The sequence below is a fragment of the Pedobacter psychroterrae genome, from assembly GCF_004331695.1.
GTDB lineage: Bacteria > Bacteroidota > Bacteroidia > Sphingobacteriales > Sphingobacteriaceae > Pedobacter > Pedobacter psychroterrae.
Window position 1 is genome coordinate 1,036,112 of the sequence record NZ_SJSL01000001.1, and the last position, 21,147, is coordinate 1,057,258.

Here is a 21,147-nt window from a genome sequence, read left to right on the forward strand (position 1 = left end):
ATGAAAAATATAAAATACTTAATGGTTTGCTTTTTTCTCCTTGCTGTCGTAGTGGGCTGCAAAAAGGGACAGGAAGCAGATTTTGATGAAAATTTTCATCCTAGAATCATAGATAACGGAGCAGTGTTTACTAGTCCTAGCAGGATTATATTTGAAGGGCAATCTGCCATATACTCCCGGTTAACATTCTCCCCAAAACCACTGGAGAAAACGAAGATCTCCTGGAAAGTTAACGATGTAGAAGTCTCGACGGATACCGCATTTACATTTACGCCTACATCGGGCGGTGAATTTGTGGTAAAGGTTGAAGCAACTTATAACGGGCAGACTGCAACCAGGATTTCTAAAGTACTGGTTAGCCCCGCTACCTACACACCTAAAAGCAGCGCTTTCGTAGTAATGCCATATCTTTCGGAGAATGGCGTAGCGGCAAATATAAACTGGGCCATAGTAAGCCATGTCGCTTTCAACGGCGCAAGGATACTTCCCGATGGTGGTGTGGATTTTTCAAAAGGAAATCTGAATCAGAACATAGATGAAATAGTTGCTAGGGGCCATATCAATAAAACCCCAGTGCTCCTTGGCGTCTCGGGCAGGCTATCTGGCGTTGACGGATGGGCACTATATAATAGCGTAGACTTCGGAACAGTAATAAGCAGCCCTGCAAAAAGAGCAACTTTGGTTGCGACACTTGCTGCCTATGTTACAGCCAGAAAACTGGATGGTATTGATGTGATGATGACCGATTTAAGTAACGATAACTATAGTATCTCAGCCAAAAGTGCACAGTCTGTCGGACCATTCATCGCCGAACTTAAAGCGGCTCTTCCTGCAAATTCTATTGTCACCGCTACAGTAACTACCAATTATATGCATTGGGAGTACACTTCCTTATTACATGCAGACTGGGTGAATGTACATGCGTTTGAAACAGGTGCTAATGTTGGCCCCGGCGCTCCGGTTGGACAACAGTCGCCATTCTGGTTTATGAATGATGCTGCAACTTTATGGGTCAATAAGGGATATCCTAAAAATAAACTCGTTTTGGGTATTCCGGCTTTTGGTTTAAGATATAATGAACTGGATGCGAACGGCAACAATGCGAGCTGGGGTTCTTATGATTATATAGCCTATAAAGACATCATTGCAACATCTAAAGATCCTCAGATCCATACTAAAGAATATGATGCCACAATAGCCAAAGGGGTTTATTTCAATGGTATCCCTTTGGTCACTGAAAAGGCAAATTACATTAAAACCAATGGCTTTAAAGGAGCTTATATCTGGGCTGGAGATTATGATGCAGCGGACAGTAAATCTTTAATTAAAACCATATACGATATACTAAAATAATGACATCAATCCCTAATGGAATTCGCTCAGGACTTTCGTTGGGGATTGTAAATTTTTATAGCTTAGTGCCATAATCATTAATTATGACAAAGATCTGCTCGTTCATCCTTTTTTTCTTTACAATAAGCCAAGGATTCTCTCAAAAAAAGGTAGCTTTTAATGCCAAAGATTTAAAGGTTACCTGGGAAACAGTAGAAAATAACTACAAGGGAACCGGTGAAACATATTCTAAATTGACCCTCACCAATATCGGGAAAGAAGCACTGCCTTCTTCCGGCTGGATCCTGTATTTCAATGCTGCAAATCCGAGGAGTCTTACAGAGGTACAGAATGCGCTTAAAGTGGAGCAGATCAACGGAGATTTTTTTAAAGCTTCTCCGGCAAAATCTTTTAAGGGACTGCTGCCCGGAAAATCAGAGACCGTTCAGTTGCTTTCCAGGGATTTAATTAAAAGAACAGATTTCCCCAGAGGTTTCTATATTGCCTTTGATTCCAGACCTGCTGAAGGCATTGCTGTTCCTTTCGAAGCGATAACTGCTGTAAACTACAAAGATCAGCAGAAGGCGATTTCAGAGAATACTTTTGCACGTAATGAGGAAATAGAAGACATTCCAGTTGCGATATTACCACCGATATTTCCTACCCCGTTGAATGCTAAAAAGACAAAAGATAATTTTACCATTAGCAAGCAGACTAAGATCGTTACAGATCCTATGTTTAGCGCAGAAGCGGCTTATTTGTCGACAGAAATCGAAAAGATATGTGATTTTAAGCCATTGATCGGCTCAACAGAAAAGCAGAACATTATTGTTTTGCAACAACTCACACTGCCATCCGAGGAAGCGTATAAGCTGCAGATTACTTCTAATGCGATCATTATTGGTGCATCTGGCAATGAAGGGATATTTTATGGAATACAATCCTTAAAGAATCTATTTCCATCTGCCACCTGGTCCGTAAAACAAGAATCTATCAGCATTTCGGGACTGGTCGTTACCGATGCTCCCCGTTTCCCGCATCGCGCATTCATGATGGATATAGCACGTAATTTTCAGCCGAAAGAGGAGATACTGAAAGTGATAGATATGATCTCTTTATATAAAATGAATGTATTGCACCTGCATTTTAATGATGATGAAGGGTGGAGGATAGAAATACCCGGATTGCCGGAACTGACTGAAGTAGGCTCCAAACGCGGACATACGCTTACAGAAAAAGATAACCTGATTCCATCTTATGGCTCGGGCCCGAATATAAACGCCAACTCAGGAAGCGGATATCTTTCAAAGGCTGATTATATTGAGATACTGAGATATGCCACAACAAGGCATATTCGTGTTATCCCAGAATTTGAGACGCCAGGCCATGCCAGGGCCGCCATAAAATCTATGAATACCAGGTATGAAAAATTGCTAAAGGCAGGCGATAAGGCAGGAGCAGAAAAATACCTTCTGAGAGACCTTAAAGATCAGTCTGTGTATCGCTCTGTTCAGGGATGGAACGACAATGTGATCAATCCGGCGCTGCCTTCAGTATATACGTTCATGGAAAAGCTGATAGATGAAATGTTGCTGATGTACAAAGAAGCAGATGCCCCACTGACAACCATACACTTTGGCGGAGATGAAGTTCCGGTAGGGGTATGGGAGAAATCGCCTGCTGTTACCGCCCTGCTAAAGAGAGATCCAAGTGTAAAATCCGTTGATGAAATATGGAATTATTACTTTAAAAACATAAATAAATTACTAAAATCCCGAGGTCTATATTTATCAGGCTGGGAAGAAATTGGTTTAAAAAAGGCATTGGTAAATGGACAAAAACAGATGGTGCTTGACGCACGTTTTGCGAATGAGAACTTTCATACTGACGTCTGGAATAACCTGGCGCCTAATGAGGACCTGGCATACAAGCTTGCTAATGCAGGGTACAAAGTTGTTCTTACTAATGTTACTAACATGTATATAGATCTGGCTTATAATAAGAACTTTGAAGAAGCAGGGCAATATTGGGGCGGCTATGTCGATCTGGATAAGCTTTTTCGCTTTATTCCGTTTAATTTCTATAAAAATCAAATAGAAGATGAAAGAGGCAATCCGCTCAAGGCAGATCATTTTGCCAGTAAGGAACAGCTGTCTGAAAAGGGAAAGTTAAATATCGTAGGTATACAAGCCCCCTTATGGAGTGAAGTGATCACATCTGAATCCCAGCTCGAATACCTGCTGCTACCAAAAATTTTGGGTATTGCAGAAAGAAGCTGGGCTGCCAACCCTGATTGGGCAATTGAAACAGATGCTAACAAAAGTCAGGAACTTTATAAATACGCCTGGTCTGAATTTTTAAATGTCGTAGCAAAAAAGGAACTGCCAAGATTAGACTATTATGGCGGTGGATTCAGATACCGTATTCCTGACCCGGGGATAACCATGCAGGATAATAAGGTTGTAGTAAATATTCAGTTGCCCGGTTTTGAAATCAGGTATACCACAGATGGAACCATGCCAACAAGAAATAGTAAATTATACACAGGCCCGATTTCAGAGATAAAAAGCCTCTCGTTCCGCACATTTAATAAAGCAGGGCGCGGAGGAAGAACAATTACCTATGTAAAATAATTATCTTCGCAGCCATGTCTTCACATCACATAGTTCGAGAGAAACAAGAACCTGCGCTGTATATTCATCATCTGGGAACATTTGATGAAGAATATCTTGGGCAGCTACTGGAATGGAGCCCTACACTCATTGTTAGTTCGCAAGATTATGAAAAGGGAATCAGCCTGGGTCTAAAGATTGATCTCGTGGTTAATTCAGCTCTTTCTGATACTTCCTTTCAGGAAAATACAAAGATGATTCTTGCAGAAAATGATAGCCTCGATGCGGTTTTAGATTACCTCATCGCCGAGAAATATCCCGCTGTCAACGTTATTGATTCCGCTTCAACGTGTAAATTGAGAGAACTGGGCAGTTATGTTTCTGAAATCAACATTGTGATATTCACAGATACAGAGAAAGCTTATGCGATTAAATCTGGTTTTAGCGTTTGGAAGCCTAAAGACACGGTCTATCATATAGAGGTGATTTCTTATTTTGAAACGAGCAATCTAAAACAGCATGAAGTTGGCAGTTTTGTAGTTATTAATGATGGATTTGTGGAATTTATATTCACCACACCCTATCTGTTTATAAGTGAAATGTTATGATTATCTTAAGAAAAGCAAAAGAAGAGGATATTGAAGTAATACAGGATATTGCCAACAGTACATGGTACAATACCTACGCTGATTATCTGTCTGCCGAGCAAATTGAATATATGCTTGATAAAATGTACAATAAAGGTGTGTTGCTTTCCCAATTCCAGGAAGGGCATATTTTTTTGATGGCACAAGAAAATGATAAAGACCTGGGATATGCCGGGTTTTCCATTTTAGATCCAGAAGCTTGTAGCTACAAATTGCACAAACTGTATGTTTTGCCGGAAATGCATGGGAAGGGTGTTGGAAAATTACTGGTCAATGAAGTGATGAACCTGGTTCGGGATCTTGAAGGTAAATCCATCGAACTAAACGTCAACAGGAATAATAAAGCGGCTGACTTTTATAAATCAGCAGGGTTTGAGATTAAAGAAACGGTAAACCTCGATATTGGCGAAGGCTATTTCATGAACGACTATGTGATGGTAAAAGCGCTCTAACGCTCTACGAGTTTAGGAATTCTGACAGGCGTATCAATGCCCTTTACAATACTTATCGCACTTTTTGCAATACCTTTTATAGTTGCCAGTATGTTCTCACTGTCCAGCGTGACATATTCATCTTTCACGGTGTGGTAATAAGGATCAGTATCTATCTTATCCGTACTGATGGTATGGGCTGGAACACCCAGTGCGGCTAAAGTGGCGTTGTCACTTCTGTAAAACAGTTGTTGTTTCGGATAAGGATCAGGATGAAAGGTAAATTCTGTTCCGACAAGATTTTTCTGAAGGATTTTGCCAAAATCCGATTTGTCAAATCCTGTAATAAAGGCCGTGTTCTTTCCAAACTTACTTTCCTTACCTATCATTTCAATATTAAACATCGCTACTACTTCATCAGGGTTTAAGGTTTTTGAAAAATGCTTTGAACCAAAACCGCCAATCTCTTCGGCTGTGAAAGCTATAAATATCAGCGTACGCTCATTGTTGTTTAATGCTTTGTAATACTTTGCCAATGCGATCATGGCCGTTGTGCCTGAAGCATCATCATCGGACCCGTTTGCTATACTGTCAGTTCCTTCTGCCTTAATAATACCGAGGTGGTCATAATGCCCGGAAAAAACGACAATTTCATTTGCTTTTGATTTGCCGGGGATCATACCCGCTACATTAAACAAAGGCCTGTTATCAGTCGAATCTTTAAAGAAGGTTTGCCGGTACCCTGAAGCGCCTGTGAGCGGTGAAAGACCCATACTTTTAAACTCTGCCTCAATAAAAGAGGCGGCTTTGTCAATTCCGGGCGTAAAGGCAGCTCTTCCCTCCATGTCATCAGCACTCAGTGTTTTAATCAACCTGTCAACATATTCTTTAGTGATTATTTTGTTGATGTCCTGTGCGTACAGTGGCGCAGATGTTAACAGAACAAATAGAAGGTAAAGGTTCTTTTTCATATCTCGTATTGCTGTGGCAAATTTAGTTTATTTTTTCTTTTTGCAATCTCTGTAGAGATACGTGTATTATGTACCCCATCTATTACGGTAACTTCAAAATCTTTGTCCTTATCAGATTCATAAATCTGAGAGGTTTCAACGTTTTCGACTGATCTGTCGTACGGTCCGCGACTGCTCATCAGCTTTACAAACACAGGCAGGCATTCAAAAAATATAAAGAGCAGTCCAATGAATGTTATAGCCATAGAAGTGCTGAGGTCGGGTTTGCCATTGGGGCTGAAGCTGAGCTGCCCAAGGGCCCAATTTCTGTCGGCGAATCCCGCAATATTCGCCAGGCTGTCCAGTTCTTTGCTGGTATAAATCTTTTCAGCCATGAGGCCGTCGAACTGCTTTCTTCCATCTACAAAATTTTCAAGCCTTCTTACCTCGGCCGACAGTGTATCCAGTGATTGCCTTCTCTGGCTCAGCTCAGTTTCTTTTCTCTTTGCATATGGCCCATATCCCATAATTCCAGAAGTTTCCGTTGTTTTATTACCAAAGATCTCAAAATTTAGTTTCTGTTCCTCGCTTTTAATGGCATTTGCCATCGTATCACGGCGGGTTTTTAAATCACCAAGCTTGGCAAGTTCAATTTTGTATTTATTTCCAAAAGCTGCGTTAAGCGTGTCTATTTTAGAGCGCTGATTGTTGAGGTAGCTAACTTTAAGGCGTTCTTTTATTTCTTTGTCAAAAATTTTCAGTTCCAGCGGTCTCGAGATTACGATACCGATCATGATGGCCAGTAAAATTCGGGGTGTCGCCTGCCATACCTGCTTGGTTGTGGAAGCACTCTTATTAATACTTGATACAATATACCTGTCCATATTGAAAATGGCAAGGCCCCAGATCAACCCAAAAAGTACAGCAAAGAATACAGCGCCGGAGTCTCCTTTAAAAACAAAATACATGGCATAGCCACCCGACAATGCTGCAAATAAACCTGTGAAGAATATGGTAGCCCCAATTCCAACATATTTATTGTGCTCAGTAGGATGTTTTTCTAAAGTAGCAAGGTGTACTCCGGAACAAAACCAAAAGAAGCGCGAAATAGTATTCATGACAATAACCCAAAGTTAGTAAGGAAAAACTATTAAACGCCTGACCAGCTTAGTTGTTACAGAAATTTGGCATTTAAATGATTCTAAATACTAGTATCTAACTACTAGATACTAATTCATATCTTTGAAAAAATTAAACGATATGATTAAGGAAATAACCGTAGAAGAGCTTAAAGAAAAAATTGATAACAAAGAAGACTTTCAGCTGATCGATGTTAGAGAAACATTCGAGTATGAGACTTCAAATCTTGAAGGATTAAATATTCCATTGGGAGGTATTCTGATCGAAACTGATAAAATTGCTACTGATAAGCCTGTAATTGTGCATTGCAGAAGTGGAAAGAGAAGCGCGGCGGCAATTATGCAATTGGAGCAGCAGCTGGGATTAACCAATTTGTACAATCTTCAGGGCGGTATTCTTGCCTGGCAGGAAGCCTTTGATCCTGAGATGCCTGTTTATTGATCATGATAAAGAAAATCGCAATTAATGTATTTTATAACCTGGGCATCATCTTGTCGCTCTTTGGAATTTTCTGGTCTTTCGAAAATGGTAAGTATCCGCTGATCGCTTTATTTGTAGTCACTGCCGGATTTTTTCTTTATCTGAAGATCAGGCTTGTCAAGGAAACACGAAATATGTTCAGGAAATAAATAAACCTTCTGGAATCCCTTCCAGTCCCAGGCCAGGTGAATCTTTAAGCAGATATTTGCCTTCTGCCATTTCAGGTGTTCTAAAAGGGTTGTTTTTTGTTAACCATGGCCCATCCAGATCGGCCCAGTCGCACAATGGTGCCAAAGCTACGCCCGCCAGGGTGGCGCAGGATGTTTCACTCATCGAGCCAATCAGTACTTTCATTCCCAGCTCACGTGCTTTTAATATCATTTGCTGTGCCTCATACATCCCCGCACTTTTCATAAGTTTGATGTTAATGCCATGATACGCACCCTTTAATTCTGTCAGATCGCCAATTCTTTGAAAAGCCTCATCGGCTAGTATAGGTATTGGACTGCGGCCCGTCAGCCAGGCATTGCCCTCCAGATCTGCTTTGTCCATTGGTTGTTCTACCAGCAATGCACCCTGATCGTGCAACCAGTAGATCATATCTATGGCTTTAGCTTTATCTGTCCAACCTTGATTGGCATCAATAAACAACGGCAGGTCGCTCACTGACCTTATGGTACTGATCAGCTCCCTATCGTTCTCCCGGCCCAGTTTTACTTTCAGTACTTTAAACCCTTTTGCGTCGGCCACTTTCTGCCTGATCACTTCAGGCCGGTCAATCCCAATGGTATAAGAGGTCAATGGCATTTTCAGTGGATCGGCATGGTAGAGCTCATAGCACGGTTTGCCGGATAGCTTTCCGTTCAAGTCATTCAGCGCAATTTCAATGGCTGCTTTTATAGCAGGCTGACCAATGGATATGCTGTCCAGGTAGGTAATTATTTCTTCAAAATGGAAGGGGTATATAAAACTTTCCCAATCTACCTTCTTTAAAAATTCATTAGCAGTTTCCATACTTTCACCCATGTAGGGTACCATCGATGCTTCTCCATAACCATGTTCATTTTCATAACTTAGCCTAAGCAACATAATGGGGGTGCTTGTTCTGGAAAATTTAGCAATTGCAAATGGATGCTTCATTTCCAGCTGATATGGCGCGTATGCTGTCTGCATAGTTTGGGGTCTTTGGTAATGTAAAAGTTAAAAAAATGACTGCCTCAGCGAATGTAAAAATAATATACTTAATATTGTGCCCAGTATGATCAGCACAATATATCAGCCATTTAAAAACTTCGATTTTAAGTATAAAAACTGCTTTTTGAGCGGAGATACTTTTTCTACTCCTGTAGTAGAAACAACTATTCTGCCCGAATGGTTGCTGAAGGCGGCTAATTTTAGCGGAGAAGAACAGATAAAGTTACTGGATGAAAGTGTGCGCAGTTACAATTCCCTAAAAGTTCCCTGCAATACTGAGGTACTTTCCCATTTTGTGCAGCCATTAGAAGACAAGATAGCTGATGCATTTTCAAAGGGCTATGCTGCGGTTTCCCAACTCGATCAGACAGAACTTTTCAGGTGGATCGGCAAGTTTATGTATGGCCTCATTTACATAGAGATGAATGCCGCAGTGCGGCAGCAGCAGATCAGCGAAGACGGTATCAATATGTCGCAGGGCCTGATGCATAAGTTTGGCAATCTTCATACCATGCTCCAGGGGATTTACCTGGATGTCATATTTGAAGATTTTGTCCCCTGGTCTATCCTGGTTGTACCCCTTGAGCAAACAGACACCCCTTTCAGTTTCAGGGACGAGATCAATACGATCACTTTTTCTTTAAAACTCAACGATTTTGGTATCGTCGCCTGTCTGCAGGACAATGGAACCAATAAACGATATCACGGGGAGCTTTTAAAGCAGATAGAAGTCAAACCATTGTCGGCTCAGCAATTTGAAGAACTTTGTGCACGGTTCTATTATTCAGCCTATTTATTCAACCGTTTGCCTGAATACACCATTCTTCCGGTTGAAGGGGCCATATACATCGATGCCATGCCTTTACGAGGTACGCAGCAAAAAGCCTTGTTCGATCATTGGCAGCATAAAACCTATGCACAGGTATTGCAGGATTTTTGGAAACCCTGGGGACATACCTTGTTTGAGATCATCAAAGATCCCACAAACCCTATGAGTTATTTTAATCCTCCTGCCATACCGGAACTTCATTAGCCAATCTTTGCCATCAGCTGACTGAGGAAATGAGGGATCACTCCCGGTACGACCATCACAGTGACGATAAGGCCGGTTAGTGCGCCAAAAAAGTGGGCGTCATGGTTGATGTTGTCCCTTGAGTTTTTAGAAGCATACACACAGTACAACAGGTATAGCGGACCAAAAACAATGGCCCATATTGGAATGGGGATGGGAAAAATAAACAAACTTACAAAAGGAGCGAGCAGTATGGAACTGAACAACACGGCGCTAACCGCACCTGAGGCACCCAGGCTGTTGTACCACATGTCATTTTTATGTTTTATTACCGTAGGGATGTCACTCAGGATCAAACCCACGAAATAGATTAACCCAAATTGCCATGATCCGATTGCTCGCTCCAGCGGAAAGCCGAAAGAGTAGAAAGTGACCATGTTAAATATCAGGTGCATCCAGTCGGCATGGATCAGCCCGCTGGTGATCAGTGTATATACCTTGTTTCTGCGCGATACACTATACGGGTGGAGCATAAATTTTCCAAACAGACCATTGTCATTGAAAGCATAGATACTGGTTACAACCGTGAAAATAAGGATCAATGTGGCTACAGGCGTTTCGTTTATATATTCCATTTATTTAAGCATTAATTTTATGTCAGTAGTTAGTCTTGCAACCGGATAGCGGTTATGTGTTTTTTCGTAGTAGTCCGAATTTTTGTAGATAAAGTCCAGTTGGGCCTCAGGGTTTTTCTTTAGTTCTGCATTTTTGATTTTCTCCCCTTCCAGTTTTGCCTTCAGTTGGGGATCTTTCTTCAGCAGTTCTGCTGCGGCGTCTTCAAATACATAGGCTGAAAAATGTTCTTTCATACCCAGTACTGAATCAAAGAAGTTCCAGTTGAAGAAAGAATCTGTCGCCTGCGGTTCCAAGGTCTCCATGATATAGCGGCTAACGGGCTGATCGGAATAGACTACACAATCTCCCTTGTAAAAGTTACGTCGTTCATAGATGGTATCCAGCTTCACACCCGAATGCAGGTAATGTCCCTCAAAGGGTTTGGTTAGTGTTTTGTAATCACTGATATAGTAAGACTCTACGGGCAAACTAATGTCTTCGGTCAGTTCGTATACCATGGCCCTGTTCAGTTTCAGCAGTTCGATCACCCTGCTCCATGCCTGTGGTATGATATAGGCAATTGGCCTATCCACCATTCCTGCCGGCACAAAATTATTCCATTGCTTAATTTGCTTGGTATAAGGGGCATTCCTGTCATAATACAATCGCTGCATACCGCTTACCTCGCTGGGTTTTTGTTTGGCGGCATATCCTTTAAATTCAATGAGGTCAAATTTACTTTTATCAAGTTTCCATTCCATTACAAAGGACTCCTGCCTGCGGGCATCTTCATCCGCTTTTCGTTTGTTTTCCCCTATTACTTTTGCGTCGCGTACTACAATGTCCAGATAGATCTTTAGCAGCTGGTAAGTGGCATCTACTCTTTTGTCATATTCCTTCAGCATATGTGTCTCAGGCATGAATCCTATGGTATTGTGCAGTGCTGCATAACCGGTTGAATAGCGGGGCGTTTCTAAAAAGCCTATGATGCCTTCATCCGGAGTTTCCTCGATCGAGTTGACATATGGAGTCATTTCATACCCTGCATTTGCCATCTTTGAATACAATGAAGGCAGCATACTATTGGTCAAATAGCTAGAAAGAACAGGGTGCAGTTTATCTTTTTGTGTTGGAATGAGTGTCATCACATATTGATAGTCAGCACCGTTGCTGGTATGCGTATCTACAAAAATCTCCGGTTGCCAAGTATTGAAGATCTCCTGAAATGAATAGGAATTGTTGGAGTCCGTTTTTATAAAATCCCTGTTCAGGTCATAGTTTTTACTATTGCCTCTAAACCCGTAGGCTACAGGCCCGTTCTGATTGGCCCTTGAGGTGCTTGTTCTATTAAAGCTGCCGTCTATGTTGTATACAGGTATGATGCAGATCACCACATTTTCGGGCAGCAGGTTGCCTTTCAGAAGATCCCTGGCAACCATCATGCTGGCATCTATTCCTTCCGGTTCTCCGGGGTGAATGCCGTTATTGATCAATAAAATACGCTTGTCGTTTTTCCTTATCTGTGCTGGATCAAATATCTTGTCTTTAGCCAATACCAGCAAATGCAGAGGTTTACCAAAATCCGTCTGTCCGCAGGTTAGTAGCTTTGCCTGTGGATACGCTTCATCCAGCTTTTTATAATAGTCAATCACCTGGTGGTAAGTAGCAGTTTCTTTTTTTTCACTTAGTTCGTAGGGAGTCAACTGAGCTGAAGTATCCATTGCAAGGAAGAAAAATATGGTCAATAAATAGTGTCTCATTCTACTGGCAGACTTAATAAAGGGACTTTTTGGATATTCCCAGCCAGCCAAACCTATAGCTCAAACCTACAGAAAAATAAGTATAAATATCAGGCTTATCATTTCTAAAAGTTGTAAATGAATTGTCATAACCATCAAGGCCTTCGCCCAGGGTTATGTTGTACTGCAGGTTTAGGTTGATGCCATATCTGGACCTTCCGGCATAATCTGAAAAGTAATAGCTTATACCAGTATTAAGCGGGAGCAGTAAGTCGTTGGATACATCATTGCCGCGATAAGATAACGAGTCGGAAACACCGTTGCGTTCTATCTTTACCATCGTATTGTGAATAATACCCGCTCCCCCGCCTATATATAGCCATTTGGTTAAATAAAGTTTACCGATAATAGCAGCAGAGGCAAAGCTATTGGTAAAGACCCTGCTGTCTGTGCTGTTGCCCTGTCCCTCACCCCTGATGTTTCCATTCTGATATTCAATCCCTAAACTTAAGCCGGGGCTCATGGAATAATCTAACGCAGCATAAAACACCTGTCCGCTTTTACTTTTAGGGAGGTCAGTATAAGATTGAGTGATGCCGTATCCTGCACCAATACCAAGTTTGTAAAAATTAGACTGGGCATCTGCATTTAAACAAAGTAGAAGCGTAAAGAATGAAATAAAGCTAATTTTCAAAAGATAATTTATATGTATCGGGTCTAATATCTATAACTTTGTTTTTTTAAAACATTATGCAAAAGTACCAAAATCATGCCAAGGGGCTACAGGCCCGCTTTATACAATATGTTCAGATAGATACCCAATCTGATCCTTTATCTCCTACTGTACCCTCTACCATGAAGCAGAAAGACCTTGCAAAGGTGCTGGTAGAGCAGCTTATAGAGATAGGGATTAATGATGCACACCTTGACGAATTCGGCTATGTTTATGCTACCATACCATCCAACTCGGATAAGCAAGTGCCTGTCATCTGCTTCTGTTCGCATATGGATACATCTCCTGACTGCAGCGGAACAAATGTTAAGCCCATCATCCATACCAATTATCAAGGCCAGGATCTTGTTCTGCCTGATGACAACACCATTATCTTAAGGATGTCTGAGCACCCGGATCTTAAAGACCAGATAGGGAATGACGTCATTACTGCAAGTGGCACCACACTTTTGGGGGCCGACAATAAAGCCGGCGTTGCAGAGATCATGGAGGCGGCGGCTTTCCTGGTTCAGCATCCCGATATCAAGCATGGTACTATTAAAATTTTATTTACCCCCGACGAAGAGATCGGCCGCGGGGTAGACAAGGCGGATCTTAAGAAACTGGGAGCGGACTTTGGATATACGATAGACGGGGAAACTCTGGGTTCTATAGAAGACGAAACCTTTTCGGCAGATGGCGCAGTACTAACTATCTATGGTGTCAGTACACACCCTGGTTTTGCAAAAGGTAAAATGGAAAGCGCGATCAAAATCCTGTCAGATGTGATCAGCTCCCTGCCATCCGAGTGCTTGTCGCCTGAATCTACCGAAGGCAAAGAAGGCTTCCTGCATCCTGTCAACATCAGCGGGAGCGTTGAACAGGCTGAAGCCCGGTTCATCATCCGGGCATTCGATGACGAAGAGTTGAAAGCCAACGGGGAATTACTGGATGCTACTGTACAGAATATTATTGAAGATTTTCCGAATGCTACATATGAATTAAAGATCACAGCGCAATACCGGAACATGAAGAAGGTATTGGACCAATATCCTCAGGTAATTGCAAATGGTATAGCAGCTATTGAAAGGGCTGGCATCAAACCAAAGCAGCAAAGTATCCGTGGTGGTACGGATGGCTCAAGATTGTCATTTATGGGCCTGCCTTGTCCTAATATATTTGCTGGAGAACATGCATTCCACGGAAAACAGGAGTGGGCCTCTATACAGGATATGGAAAAAGCAGTAGAAACGATTATTAATATTGCCCTGATCTGGGAAGAACAGGCATTTGTCTAAGACTGTGTCAACCTTGCCAGATACTGGTCATTGTCATCTTCAAAAACGATTGTTACTTCCCAACCCAGGGCTGTGGCAATCGTTTTTAATGTTTGCTGATCTACATAAATCCATTTAAACCAGTTGCCTTTTATGCTTTTATATTCATACCTGAAGCTGACCTCCCCATAATATCCGTTCAAAGGGAATGCTATTTCCTGGTACAAATAAGAAAGATCCGAACTGTCAAATACCAGATGTCCACCAGAGTTCAGTAAATGCTTTACCTGCTTTAAAAAAGCCTTTAGTCCCGGTATAGAGCCTGTCAGTCCTATGCCATTCATCATAAAGAGTAAAGTGTCATATTTGCCCTCAGTATAAGTCAGTATATTTCCTTCTATGGCATTTTTTAAGCCCCGCTGTTTCATAATAGAGACAGCGGCAGCAGATATGTCCATCCCTGTTACGTCAAACCCACGCTCTTGCAGAATTAGTGCATGACTGCCTACTCCCGCCCCCACATCCAGCACTTTGCCTTTGCAGAGTTCCAGGGCCTTAAGCTCCAGTTCGGGCATTTCTTTTTCATCCCTGAAATAAATATCGACAGGCATTTCTTCCGGCTCGTCATAAGAATTATGCACCCATAAAGTTTCTGCCGGAGGTTTAATAAACTGGTCTTTTAACGCTTCGCCAAACACATCCATTTGGTAAAATTAACTAAAAACTTTACAGTTCAAATTCCTGATGGTATTCCGGAATGGCAATACGCTTAAAACCTTTGTCGATCAATCTTTTTGCAAAATGCTGCTGCACCTCATATTCACCGTGAACCAGAAATACCTGCTTCACTTTTTCCGGGTCCTGACAAGATAAAAACTGCAAAAGGTCTTCATAGTCGCCATGTGCGCTCATTGATTGAATAGATCTTACCTCAGCTATCACATCGTATTCCTGTCTGAACATCCAAACCTTCTTTTCGCCATTCAGCAGCTTGCCGGCAAGAGAATCCGGGCTTGCATATCCCACCATTAAAAACGTGTTTTTCTGATTGCTGATATTGTTTTTGATGTGGTGTCTCACCCTTCCCCCTTCGGCCATGCCTGATGAAGAAATGATCACACAGGGTCGAGGATCATTGTTGATCGCCTTGGATTCTGCCGAACTTTCCACAAATCTGAGCCCTTTGAAGTTGAATATCTCATCATCTACAGCAAGCACCCTTTTAACCCCATTGTTGTATACTTCAGGATGATTTTTAAGGACCTGGGTAGCTTGTAATGATAGCGGACTGTCCACGTAATAAGTAAGGTCGGGCAATTTGCCCTTCAGCTCCAGTCCGTTAAGCGCATACAGTAATTCCTGCGTGCGGCCTACACTAAATGCAGGTATGATCACCTTACCTTTTTTAATTTTACAGGTACGGTTAATGATCTCCAGCAACATTTCCTCAATCGGTTCCAGGTCTTTATGGAGGGAATCACCATAAGTAGATTCCATGATGATGTAATCAGCCTGGGCAAAACTTTGCGGACTTTTAAGCAGCAGATCGCCATACCTCCCTACATCGCCGCTAAAAGTAATTTTAGTTTCTTTACCACCTTCAGTTATGGTTAAATGTACCGCAGAGCTGCCAATAATGTGTCCGGCATCGGTAAGCAGTATCCTTATCTGTCCATCTATCTCAAAATCTTCGTTATACTCGACTATCTTAAAAAGACTGAGAGTTTTGGCAACATCATCCTCTGAATAAAGCGCTTCTGTTACTTCCTCATTTTCCCTTCTGCTTTTGTTTAGATATTCTGCATCCTGCATCTGGATCTTTGCTGAGTCCATTAACAGTATTCTTGCGAGGTCCATGGTAGGAGGTGTACAATATATATTACCTGCAAAGCCTTCCGCTACCAATCTGGGCAATAGTCCGCAGTGATCTATATGTGCGTGCGACAGTACAACATGGGTGACCTCAGCAGGCTTAAAACCGAAGTAACCGTTTAGTTTATCGGTTACTTCGCCCATGCCCTGAAACATCCCACAGTCCAGTAATATTTTTGTATTGTTATTTAATGCGATTAAGTGCTTACTGCCGGTTACAGCACGCGCTGCACCATGAAAAGTAATCTTCATTTAGTGATCCCTAGACATTTACTTTAGATAGGGTGTCTTTTACTTTATCGGTCACATCTGCAAATTTATCTTTGGAGGCATCTATCAGGTCACAAAACCAATCACTAACCCTGTCCTTCATTTCGCTATTTTTATCTGATGATAGGATCAATGCTATTGCTGCTCCAAGCGCTGCTCCTGCCAATACACCTGCTATAATTTTAGTTTCTTTTTTCATGATTGTATATTTTATGAAATATAAACAAAAGCATCGGGTAAATAGTTTTGAAAATGAAAGCCTTTGTAATTTCGTATATTTAAATATGCTGAAAACTTTGTCCTATATCAACATTACACTGGCACTAATTTATTATGTTTCTTATCTCATAAACAGCAATTCTTTTGCCGCACTGGGCATATTGGTCATCGTTACCTACAATGGCTTTATGATCAGGAATATCGAACGTGAACTAAAATTCGGCTGGTTGCACTACGGTCTCGGAGTTTTGAGTTTGGTCTTTGCCGGCATCCTGATCACCTGGACGGTAAATATTGTCCTGTCTTCTTTGGATCACAATTACTTTTCTAACAGCTGGCTGTATATCGCCATTAGTGTGCTTTTTATCATCTGTATACTTTGGCAGCTTGTCCTGGCCTGGCTGATCAGGTAAATGAACTACGAGCGTGTGTGTAGCTGCCTTTTACCCTGCGCGACGGCTGTCTGGCATTACATGTGTACGTGTCTTCGGAATTGGGAAAGCATTGTAGAGGCGTTCCAAAAACGTTGGATGGGCGAAAGGCTATTCCAACCCCCTTGCAATGCTTTACGAATGCTTATGCAAGGCCCTTGGAAAGCCGGATGCATCGCATTTACAAAATTGAGAGGCCCGGGTGGTCATTTTCTTGTAATGCATCCAATTTTCCGCGGCATCGGTAATCAAGGCGGCTTACAGACCCTTGGTGCCAGCCCTGTCTGCTTTAAGCAATGATCAAAAATTACATCCGGTTCGTCGAAAACTTTTGGGTGTTTGTCGTGAGTTACTTGATGCTGGTATAATACGCCATTATTGCGTGCAACGTTTTAGCCCGGATGGCGTCTTAATTACAAACAACAAAGAAATTTAAAACGCAAAAAAATATTATTATGAAAACTTTAACTAAAACATTATTCGCCACAGTATTAACAGGTATCGTATTAACCAGCTCAGCAATGACAACTTTTGCAGCGGTAAATGGGAACAACAATGAGATCAATATAAGTACATCAATACCACAAACATCAGTAAACGGAGTTAACAGGATCTGGGCGAGCGGGAACGTAAAAGTGGTATTGACCCAAAATGAAAAAGAAGGGATTACTGCAGGTGAGAACTTTAATGCGGAGACTACGTTTATCCAGAGAAAAGGAAATACACTATATATCAATTCCATTGAAGGCCGCCAGGTAACGATCAATGTATCGATCAAAGACCTTCAGAGAATAGAGGCTGCGGGAAGTGCAACAGTAGTAACGAGCAACAATTTTGACGTGAAGTATCTTCAGGTATTTTTAAGCCAGGATGCTAAAGCAAAATTGAACGCCATGTCTGGCAGCTTATATACTGTAGTAAGTGATGATGCAACATTGAAAATGAGCGGTTCAACTGATCAGCATACGCTGATTGCCAGCAATATGAGAAACGTAAGGTTTGACAGCTTTGTGAGCATCAAAACGGATAGCAGGCTGGCAGGTCCAGTAGTGGTGAAGGCAGATAGCTTGAGCGCATCAATTGGAAAATAACAAAACGAACATATACGGGGACGTAGGGGTAAGGGCTGCAGATTTTAATATCTGCAGCCCTTTTTATGCTATGCCTGGCAAAGGGGAAAGAAAACCTCTACCCCTGGCCGAACCGAAGGGAGCTGCCATAATAGAATAATACATTAAAACAGAAGCATAATTCATTGTATATACATGTGGAAGGTTTTATTTTAGACCTCCATAGCCATACACAAATATAAACCAAAATGAATATGAATTATGATACAGAAAATCCGGGTAAATGACGCCAGGTTTCCGCTGGCCAAAGGTGCCGGCAGTGATGCAATTCACCGGGACCCTATCTATTCTTATGCGGTCACTAGTTTAATAGATGATAGCGGCATCGTAGGAACAGGTTTTGCCTTTACGCTGGGTGAAGGAAATGACCTGGTGTGTAAAGCTGCAGAGTTTTATGCAATGCAGCTGAAGGGCAGGGATATTGAAGAACTGATGGCTGATTTTGGAAGCGTATTTAACCAACTTAGCAACGAACAGCAGTTTAGATGGCTTGGCCCGCATAAGGGAATAGTGCATCTCGCCCTTGCTTCAGTGACAAATGCCTGTTATGATCTGTGGGCAAAAAAGAGAGGCCTTCCGCTTTGGAAATTGCTGAATGATCTTTCGGCTGAAGAGGTGGTGAGCACACTAGACTTGTCGTACCTGGAAGATGAACTGACAGCTGGACAGGCGATACACTTGCTTAAAGAAAACCTGGCCGGTAAGGATAAACGGGAACGAATCTTGCAGACTGGCTATCCGGGTTATGATACTTCGATAGGCTGGTTTAACTACAGTGATGAAAAAGTACGCGAAAACTGTAAGAAAGCGATAGCTGAGGGATTTACGGCTATGAAACTGAAAGTAGGCAGCACTGATCCGGAAAGGGATATCCGCAGGTCCCATATAGTAAGGGAAGAGGCGGGAGACAGTGTAAAAGTAATGCTGGACGCCAATCAGCAATGGACCCTGCCCCAGGCACTAAAGATCTGTAAGGAACTGCAGGGCATGAACCCTTATTGGATTGAGGAACCTACCCACCCTGATGATATACTGGCACATAAAGTATTGGCAGATGCCATCGCTCCGACCAAGCTGGCCCTGGGAGAGCATGTGCCCAACAGGATCATCTTTAAGAATTACCTGCAGACGGGTTCTGCCGGTTTTATACAAGCAGATGCAGTAAGGGTAGGTGGTGTGAGCGAGTTTATCACCATCAGTTTGCTTTGCCGCAAGTATGGCATTCCAGTGGTGCCACATGTGGGGGATATGGGACAGCTGCATCAGCACCTGGTTTTGTTTAATCATATTTCGATGGGACATGAGGCCTTGTTTCTGGAGCATATCCCCCATTTGCAGCAGCACTTTGTACATCCGGTTAAAGTAACAGGCGGGGTGTATCAGACACCAATGGAACCTGGAAGCAGTTGTGATTTAAAATCCTTAAATTAAGCGGAAATGTTAAAATCTTTAGATTTAGGTATCAGCGTTTTTTACATCCTTGGCATCCTGGCTATAGGATTGTGGGCGGGTATCAGCCATCGCAGGAAAAGTAAAGCCAGTGCTGCGGGTGAATACTTTCTGGCGGGTAAGTCTTTGAAATGGCCGGCCATCGGACTGGCGCTGTTTGCCACGAATATCTCTACGGTGCACCTGGTAAGCCTGGCGCAAAGCGGTTTTGACAGCGGACTGCTGAACGGAAACTTTGAATGGATGGCAGCTTTTACCCTGATCTTGCTGGCACTGTTCTTTGTGCCTTTTTATATTAGATCTGGCGTGGCCACATTACCTGATTTTCTGGAAAAGCGGTATGACAGGTCCAGTCGCGACTGGCTGACCATCATCTCCATTGTATCTGCAATCATCATACATATCGCTTTTTCTATGCTGGCAGGCGGAATTGTACTGCAAACTTTGTTTGGCCTGAATATGTATGTAAGCGTGATTGTAATCTGTATCATCACTGCGATTTATACAATCATTGGCGGTCTGAAGGCGGTAGTGGTAACGGAATCTATCCAAACTGTTGTTTTACTTACTGGCGCATGCATTATCAGCTATGCTGCATTTAGTAAAATGGGCGGATGGGAGCCAATGACACAAGTGCTGAAAGATAATGGCCAAATGGATAAGCTATCGATGCTGCGCCCGCATGGAGATAGCAGCGGGATGGCTTGGTATACGGTGTTTTTAGGCTATCCGATATTAGGGATCTGGTACTGGTGCGCTGACCAGACGATTGTACAGCGCGTATTGGGTGCTAAAGATGAAAACCATGCAAGGGTGGGGCCATTGTTTTGTGGCTTTATCAAGATCCTTCCGGTATTTATTTTTGTATTGCCGGGTCTCTTTGCTTATACGTTGGCAAAATCTGGTTACCTGGATGTAAGCAGTTTGGGGGTAGATTCAAATGGACAGGTAAACTCCAAAGGTATTTATACACTAATGATCACGCAGCTATTGCCTTCAGGACTGGTAGGTGTACTGGTGGCGGCATTACTGTCAGGTCTGATGAGCCAGGTATCGGGAGCGCTCAATTCTATCTCTACCATGGTAAGTTATGATGTGTACCAGCGGTACCGTCCGCAGGCTTCAGATAAGCAGCTGATCATGGCGGGGAAAATCTCTGCAGGACTGGCGCTCGTGTTTTCGCTAGGCTTGCTGCCCCTGTTAAACCGGTATGAGAGTATATTTAACGGGCTGAACGACATCATTGCGCACATAGCGCCTCCGATAACCTGTGTGTTTTTGCTGGGCGTATTCTGGAAAGGAGCTTCAGCTGCATCGGCCAAACTGACGTTATGGATCGGATCTGCGCTTGGGGTGATCGTATTTGCCATTAATAAGCTGTACCCGGAAACGACCATTGGCCATATTCCTTTTATGATGATGGCTTTTTATCTGTTCTGTACCTGTGTGGTGATGCAGGTGGGTTTTTCGAAGCTATATCCGGTAAAACATACTGCTGAAAGTGCTATGCTCTACTGGAAGACACCCTGGGAGCCTCTGGAAGGTGCCGGATGGAAAGGCATTGGAAACTATAAAGTGCTTTCTGTACTGTTATTGCTCCTGACCGGGGTGTTGTATTATGTATTTAGGTAATCT

General features: G+C 42.4%; 21 protein-coding genes. 12 read left to right on the top strand and 9 right to left on the bottom strand.

Annotation, left to right across the window (positions count from 1 at the left end; all coding sequences use genetic code 11):
- From EZ437_RS04545 to EZ437_RS04560, 4 genes are all read left to right on the top strand, one after another.
- The gene (locus EZ437_RS04545; RefSeq protein WP_131593669.1) at positions 1-1,353 is read left to right on the top strand and encodes a glycosyl hydrolase family 18 protein; all 1,353 of its coding nucleotides are present in this window, start codon (positions 1-3) and stop codon (positions 1,351-1,353) included.
- A gap of 83 nt (positions 1,354-1,436) precedes the next feature.
- Complete coding sequence (locus EZ437_RS04550) at positions 1,437-3,965, top strand: family 20 glycosylhydrolase (RefSeq protein ID WP_131593671.1); 2,529 nt, start codon at positions 1,437-1,439, stop codon at positions 3,963-3,965.
- Between the two features lie 14 nt (positions 3,966-3,979).
- Positions 3,980-4,552, top strand: coding sequence for a thiamine pyrophosphokinase (locus EZ437_RS04555; RefSeq protein ID WP_131593673.1), 573 nt, complete (start codon positions 3,980-3,982; stop codon positions 4,550-4,552).
- The gene (locus EZ437_RS04560) at positions 4,549-5,043 is read left to right on the top strand and encodes a GNAT family N-acetyltransferase (protein ID WP_131593675.1); all 495 of its coding nucleotides are present in this window, start codon (positions 4,549-4,551) and stop codon (positions 5,041-5,043) included. The genes EZ437_RS04555 and EZ437_RS04560 overlap by 4 nt, the downstream gene beginning before the upstream one ends.
- On the opposite strand, the gene EZ437_RS04565 is transcribed toward EZ437_RS04560, so the two are convergent.
- Both EZ437_RS04565 and EZ437_RS04570 read right to left on the bottom strand, forming a co-directional pair.
- Positions 5,040-5,993 carry a M20/M25/M40 family metallo-hydrolase gene (locus EZ437_RS04565; protein ID WP_131593677.1) on the bottom strand — a complete coding sequence of 318 codons (954 nt, stop codon included), beginning with the start codon at positions 5,991-5,993 and terminating at the stop codon, positions 5,040-5,042. The two genes, EZ437_RS04560 and EZ437_RS04565, sit on opposite strands and share 4 nt — an antisense overlap.
- A complete protein-coding gene (locus tag EZ437_RS04570; RefSeq protein WP_131593679.1) occupies positions 5,990-7,090 on the bottom strand; it encodes a DUF4407 domain-containing protein in 1,101 nt (366 codons plus the stop codon). Before EZ437_RS04570 ends, EZ437_RS04565 begins: the two co-directional genes overlap by 4 nt.
- 145 nt (positions 7,091-7,235) lie before the next feature.
- Here EZ437_RS04570 and EZ437_RS04575 point away from each other — a divergent pair, with 145 nt between their 5' ends.
- Both EZ437_RS04575 and EZ437_RS04580 read left to right on the top strand, forming a co-directional pair.
- Positions 7,236-7,553 (top strand): rhodanese-like domain-containing protein, encoded by a 318-nt coding sequence (locus EZ437_RS04575; protein WP_131595161.1) that lies wholly within the window; start codon positions 7,236-7,238, stop codon positions 7,551-7,553.
- A 2-nt stretch (positions 7,554-7,555) separates the two neighbouring features.
- The gene (locus EZ437_RS04580; protein WP_131593681.1) at positions 7,556-7,741 is read left to right on the top strand and encodes a DUF6358 family protein; all 186 of its coding nucleotides are present in this window, start codon (positions 7,556-7,558) and stop codon (positions 7,739-7,741) included.
- On the opposite strand, the gene EZ437_RS04585 is transcribed toward EZ437_RS04580, so the two are convergent.
- A complete protein-coding gene (locus EZ437_RS04585; RefSeq protein ID WP_131593683.1) occupies positions 7,731-8,765 on the bottom strand; it encodes a dipeptide epimerase in 1,035 nt (344 codons plus the stop codon). The two genes, EZ437_RS04580 and EZ437_RS04585, sit on opposite strands and share 11 nt — an antisense overlap.
- Positions 8,766-8,850: 85 nt before the next feature.
- Between EZ437_RS04585 and EZ437_RS04590 the strand changes: the two genes are divergently transcribed.
- The gene (locus tag EZ437_RS04590; protein WP_131593685.1) at positions 8,851-9,819 is read left to right on the top strand and encodes a hypothetical protein; all 969 of its coding nucleotides are present in this window, start codon (positions 8,851-8,853) and stop codon (positions 9,817-9,819) included.
- On the opposite strand, the gene EZ437_RS04595 is transcribed toward EZ437_RS04590, so the two are convergent.
- The 3 genes from EZ437_RS04595 to EZ437_RS04605 are packed head-to-tail and all read right to left on the bottom strand — an operon-like array spanning position 9,816 to position 12,846.
- On the bottom strand, positions 9,816-10,433 hold the full coding sequence (locus tag EZ437_RS04595) for a rhomboid family intramembrane serine protease (RefSeq protein WP_131593687.1): 618 nt from the start codon (positions 10,431-10,433) through the stop codon (positions 9,816-9,818). The genes EZ437_RS04590 and EZ437_RS04595 overlap by 4 nt on opposite strands.
- Positions 10,434-12,173 carry a M14 family metallopeptidase gene (locus tag EZ437_RS04600; protein WP_131593689.1) on the bottom strand — a complete coding sequence of 580 codons (1,740 nt, stop codon included), beginning with the start codon at positions 12,171-12,173 and terminating at the stop codon, positions 10,434-10,436.
- A gap of 13 nt (positions 12,174-12,186) precedes the next feature.
- Complete coding sequence (locus tag EZ437_RS04605; RefSeq protein ID WP_131593691.1) at positions 12,187-12,846, bottom strand: outer membrane beta-barrel protein; 660 nt, start codon at positions 12,844-12,846, stop codon at positions 12,187-12,189.
- Positions 12,847-12,902: 56 nt separating this feature from the next.
- On the opposite strand from EZ437_RS04605, the gene pepT reads away from it, so the two are divergent.
- Positions 12,903-14,162 (top strand): peptidase T, encoded by a 1,260-nt coding sequence (gene pepT / locus EZ437_RS04610; protein WP_131593692.1) that lies wholly within the window; start codon positions 12,903-12,905, stop codon positions 14,160-14,162.
- On the opposite strand, the gene EZ437_RS04615 is transcribed toward pepT, so the two are convergent.
- Genes EZ437_RS04615 through EZ437_RS04625 form a run of 3 tightly spaced genes read right to left on the bottom strand, consistent with a single transcriptional unit; the run spans position 14,159 to position 16,482 of the window.
- Positions 14,159-14,845 carry a class I SAM-dependent methyltransferase gene (locus EZ437_RS04615; protein WP_131593694.1) on the bottom strand — a complete coding sequence of 229 codons (687 nt, stop codon included), beginning with the start codon at positions 14,843-14,845 and terminating at the stop codon, positions 14,159-14,161. The two genes, pepT and EZ437_RS04615, sit on opposite strands and share 4 nt — an antisense overlap.
- A gap of 22 nt (positions 14,846-14,867) precedes the next feature.
- Complete coding sequence (locus EZ437_RS04620; RefSeq protein ID WP_131593696.1) at positions 14,868-16,265, bottom strand: MBL fold metallo-hydrolase RNA specificity domain-containing protein; 1,398 nt, start codon at positions 16,263-16,265, stop codon at positions 14,868-14,870.
- A gap of 10 nt (positions 16,266-16,275) precedes the next feature.
- A complete protein-coding gene (locus EZ437_RS04625) occupies positions 16,276-16,482 on the bottom strand; it encodes a YtxH domain-containing protein (protein ID WP_131593698.1) in 207 nt (68 codons plus the stop codon).
- 13 nt (positions 16,483-16,495) lie between these two features.
- Here EZ437_RS04625 and EZ437_RS04630 point away from each other — a divergent pair, with 13 nt between their 5' ends.
- The 4 genes from EZ437_RS04630 to EZ437_RS04645 all read left to right on the top strand — a co-directional run bounded on the left by EZ437_RS04630 (position 16,496) and on the right by EZ437_RS04645 (position 21,144).
- The gene (locus EZ437_RS04630) at positions 16,496-16,915 is read left to right on the top strand and encodes a hypothetical protein (RefSeq protein ID WP_205942640.1); all 420 of its coding nucleotides are present in this window, start codon (positions 16,496-16,498) and stop codon (positions 16,913-16,915) included.
- A gap of 473 nt (positions 16,916-17,388) precedes the next feature.
- The gene (locus EZ437_RS04635; protein ID WP_131593702.1) at positions 17,389-18,024 is read left to right on the top strand and encodes a GIN domain-containing protein; all 636 of its coding nucleotides are present in this window, start codon (positions 17,389-17,391) and stop codon (positions 18,022-18,024) included.
- Between the two features lie 240 nt (positions 18,025-18,264).
- Positions 18,265-19,494, top strand: a complete 1,230-nt coding sequence (locus tag EZ437_RS04640; RefSeq protein ID WP_131593704.1) for an enolase C-terminal domain-like protein — start codon at positions 18,265-18,267, stop codon at positions 19,492-19,494.
- 6 nt (positions 19,495-19,500) lie between these two features.
- Complete coding sequence (locus EZ437_RS04645) at positions 19,501-21,144, top strand: sodium:solute symporter (protein WP_131593706.1); 1,644 nt, start codon at positions 19,501-19,503, stop codon at positions 21,142-21,144.
- Positions 21,145-21,147 lie beyond the last annotated feature (3 nt).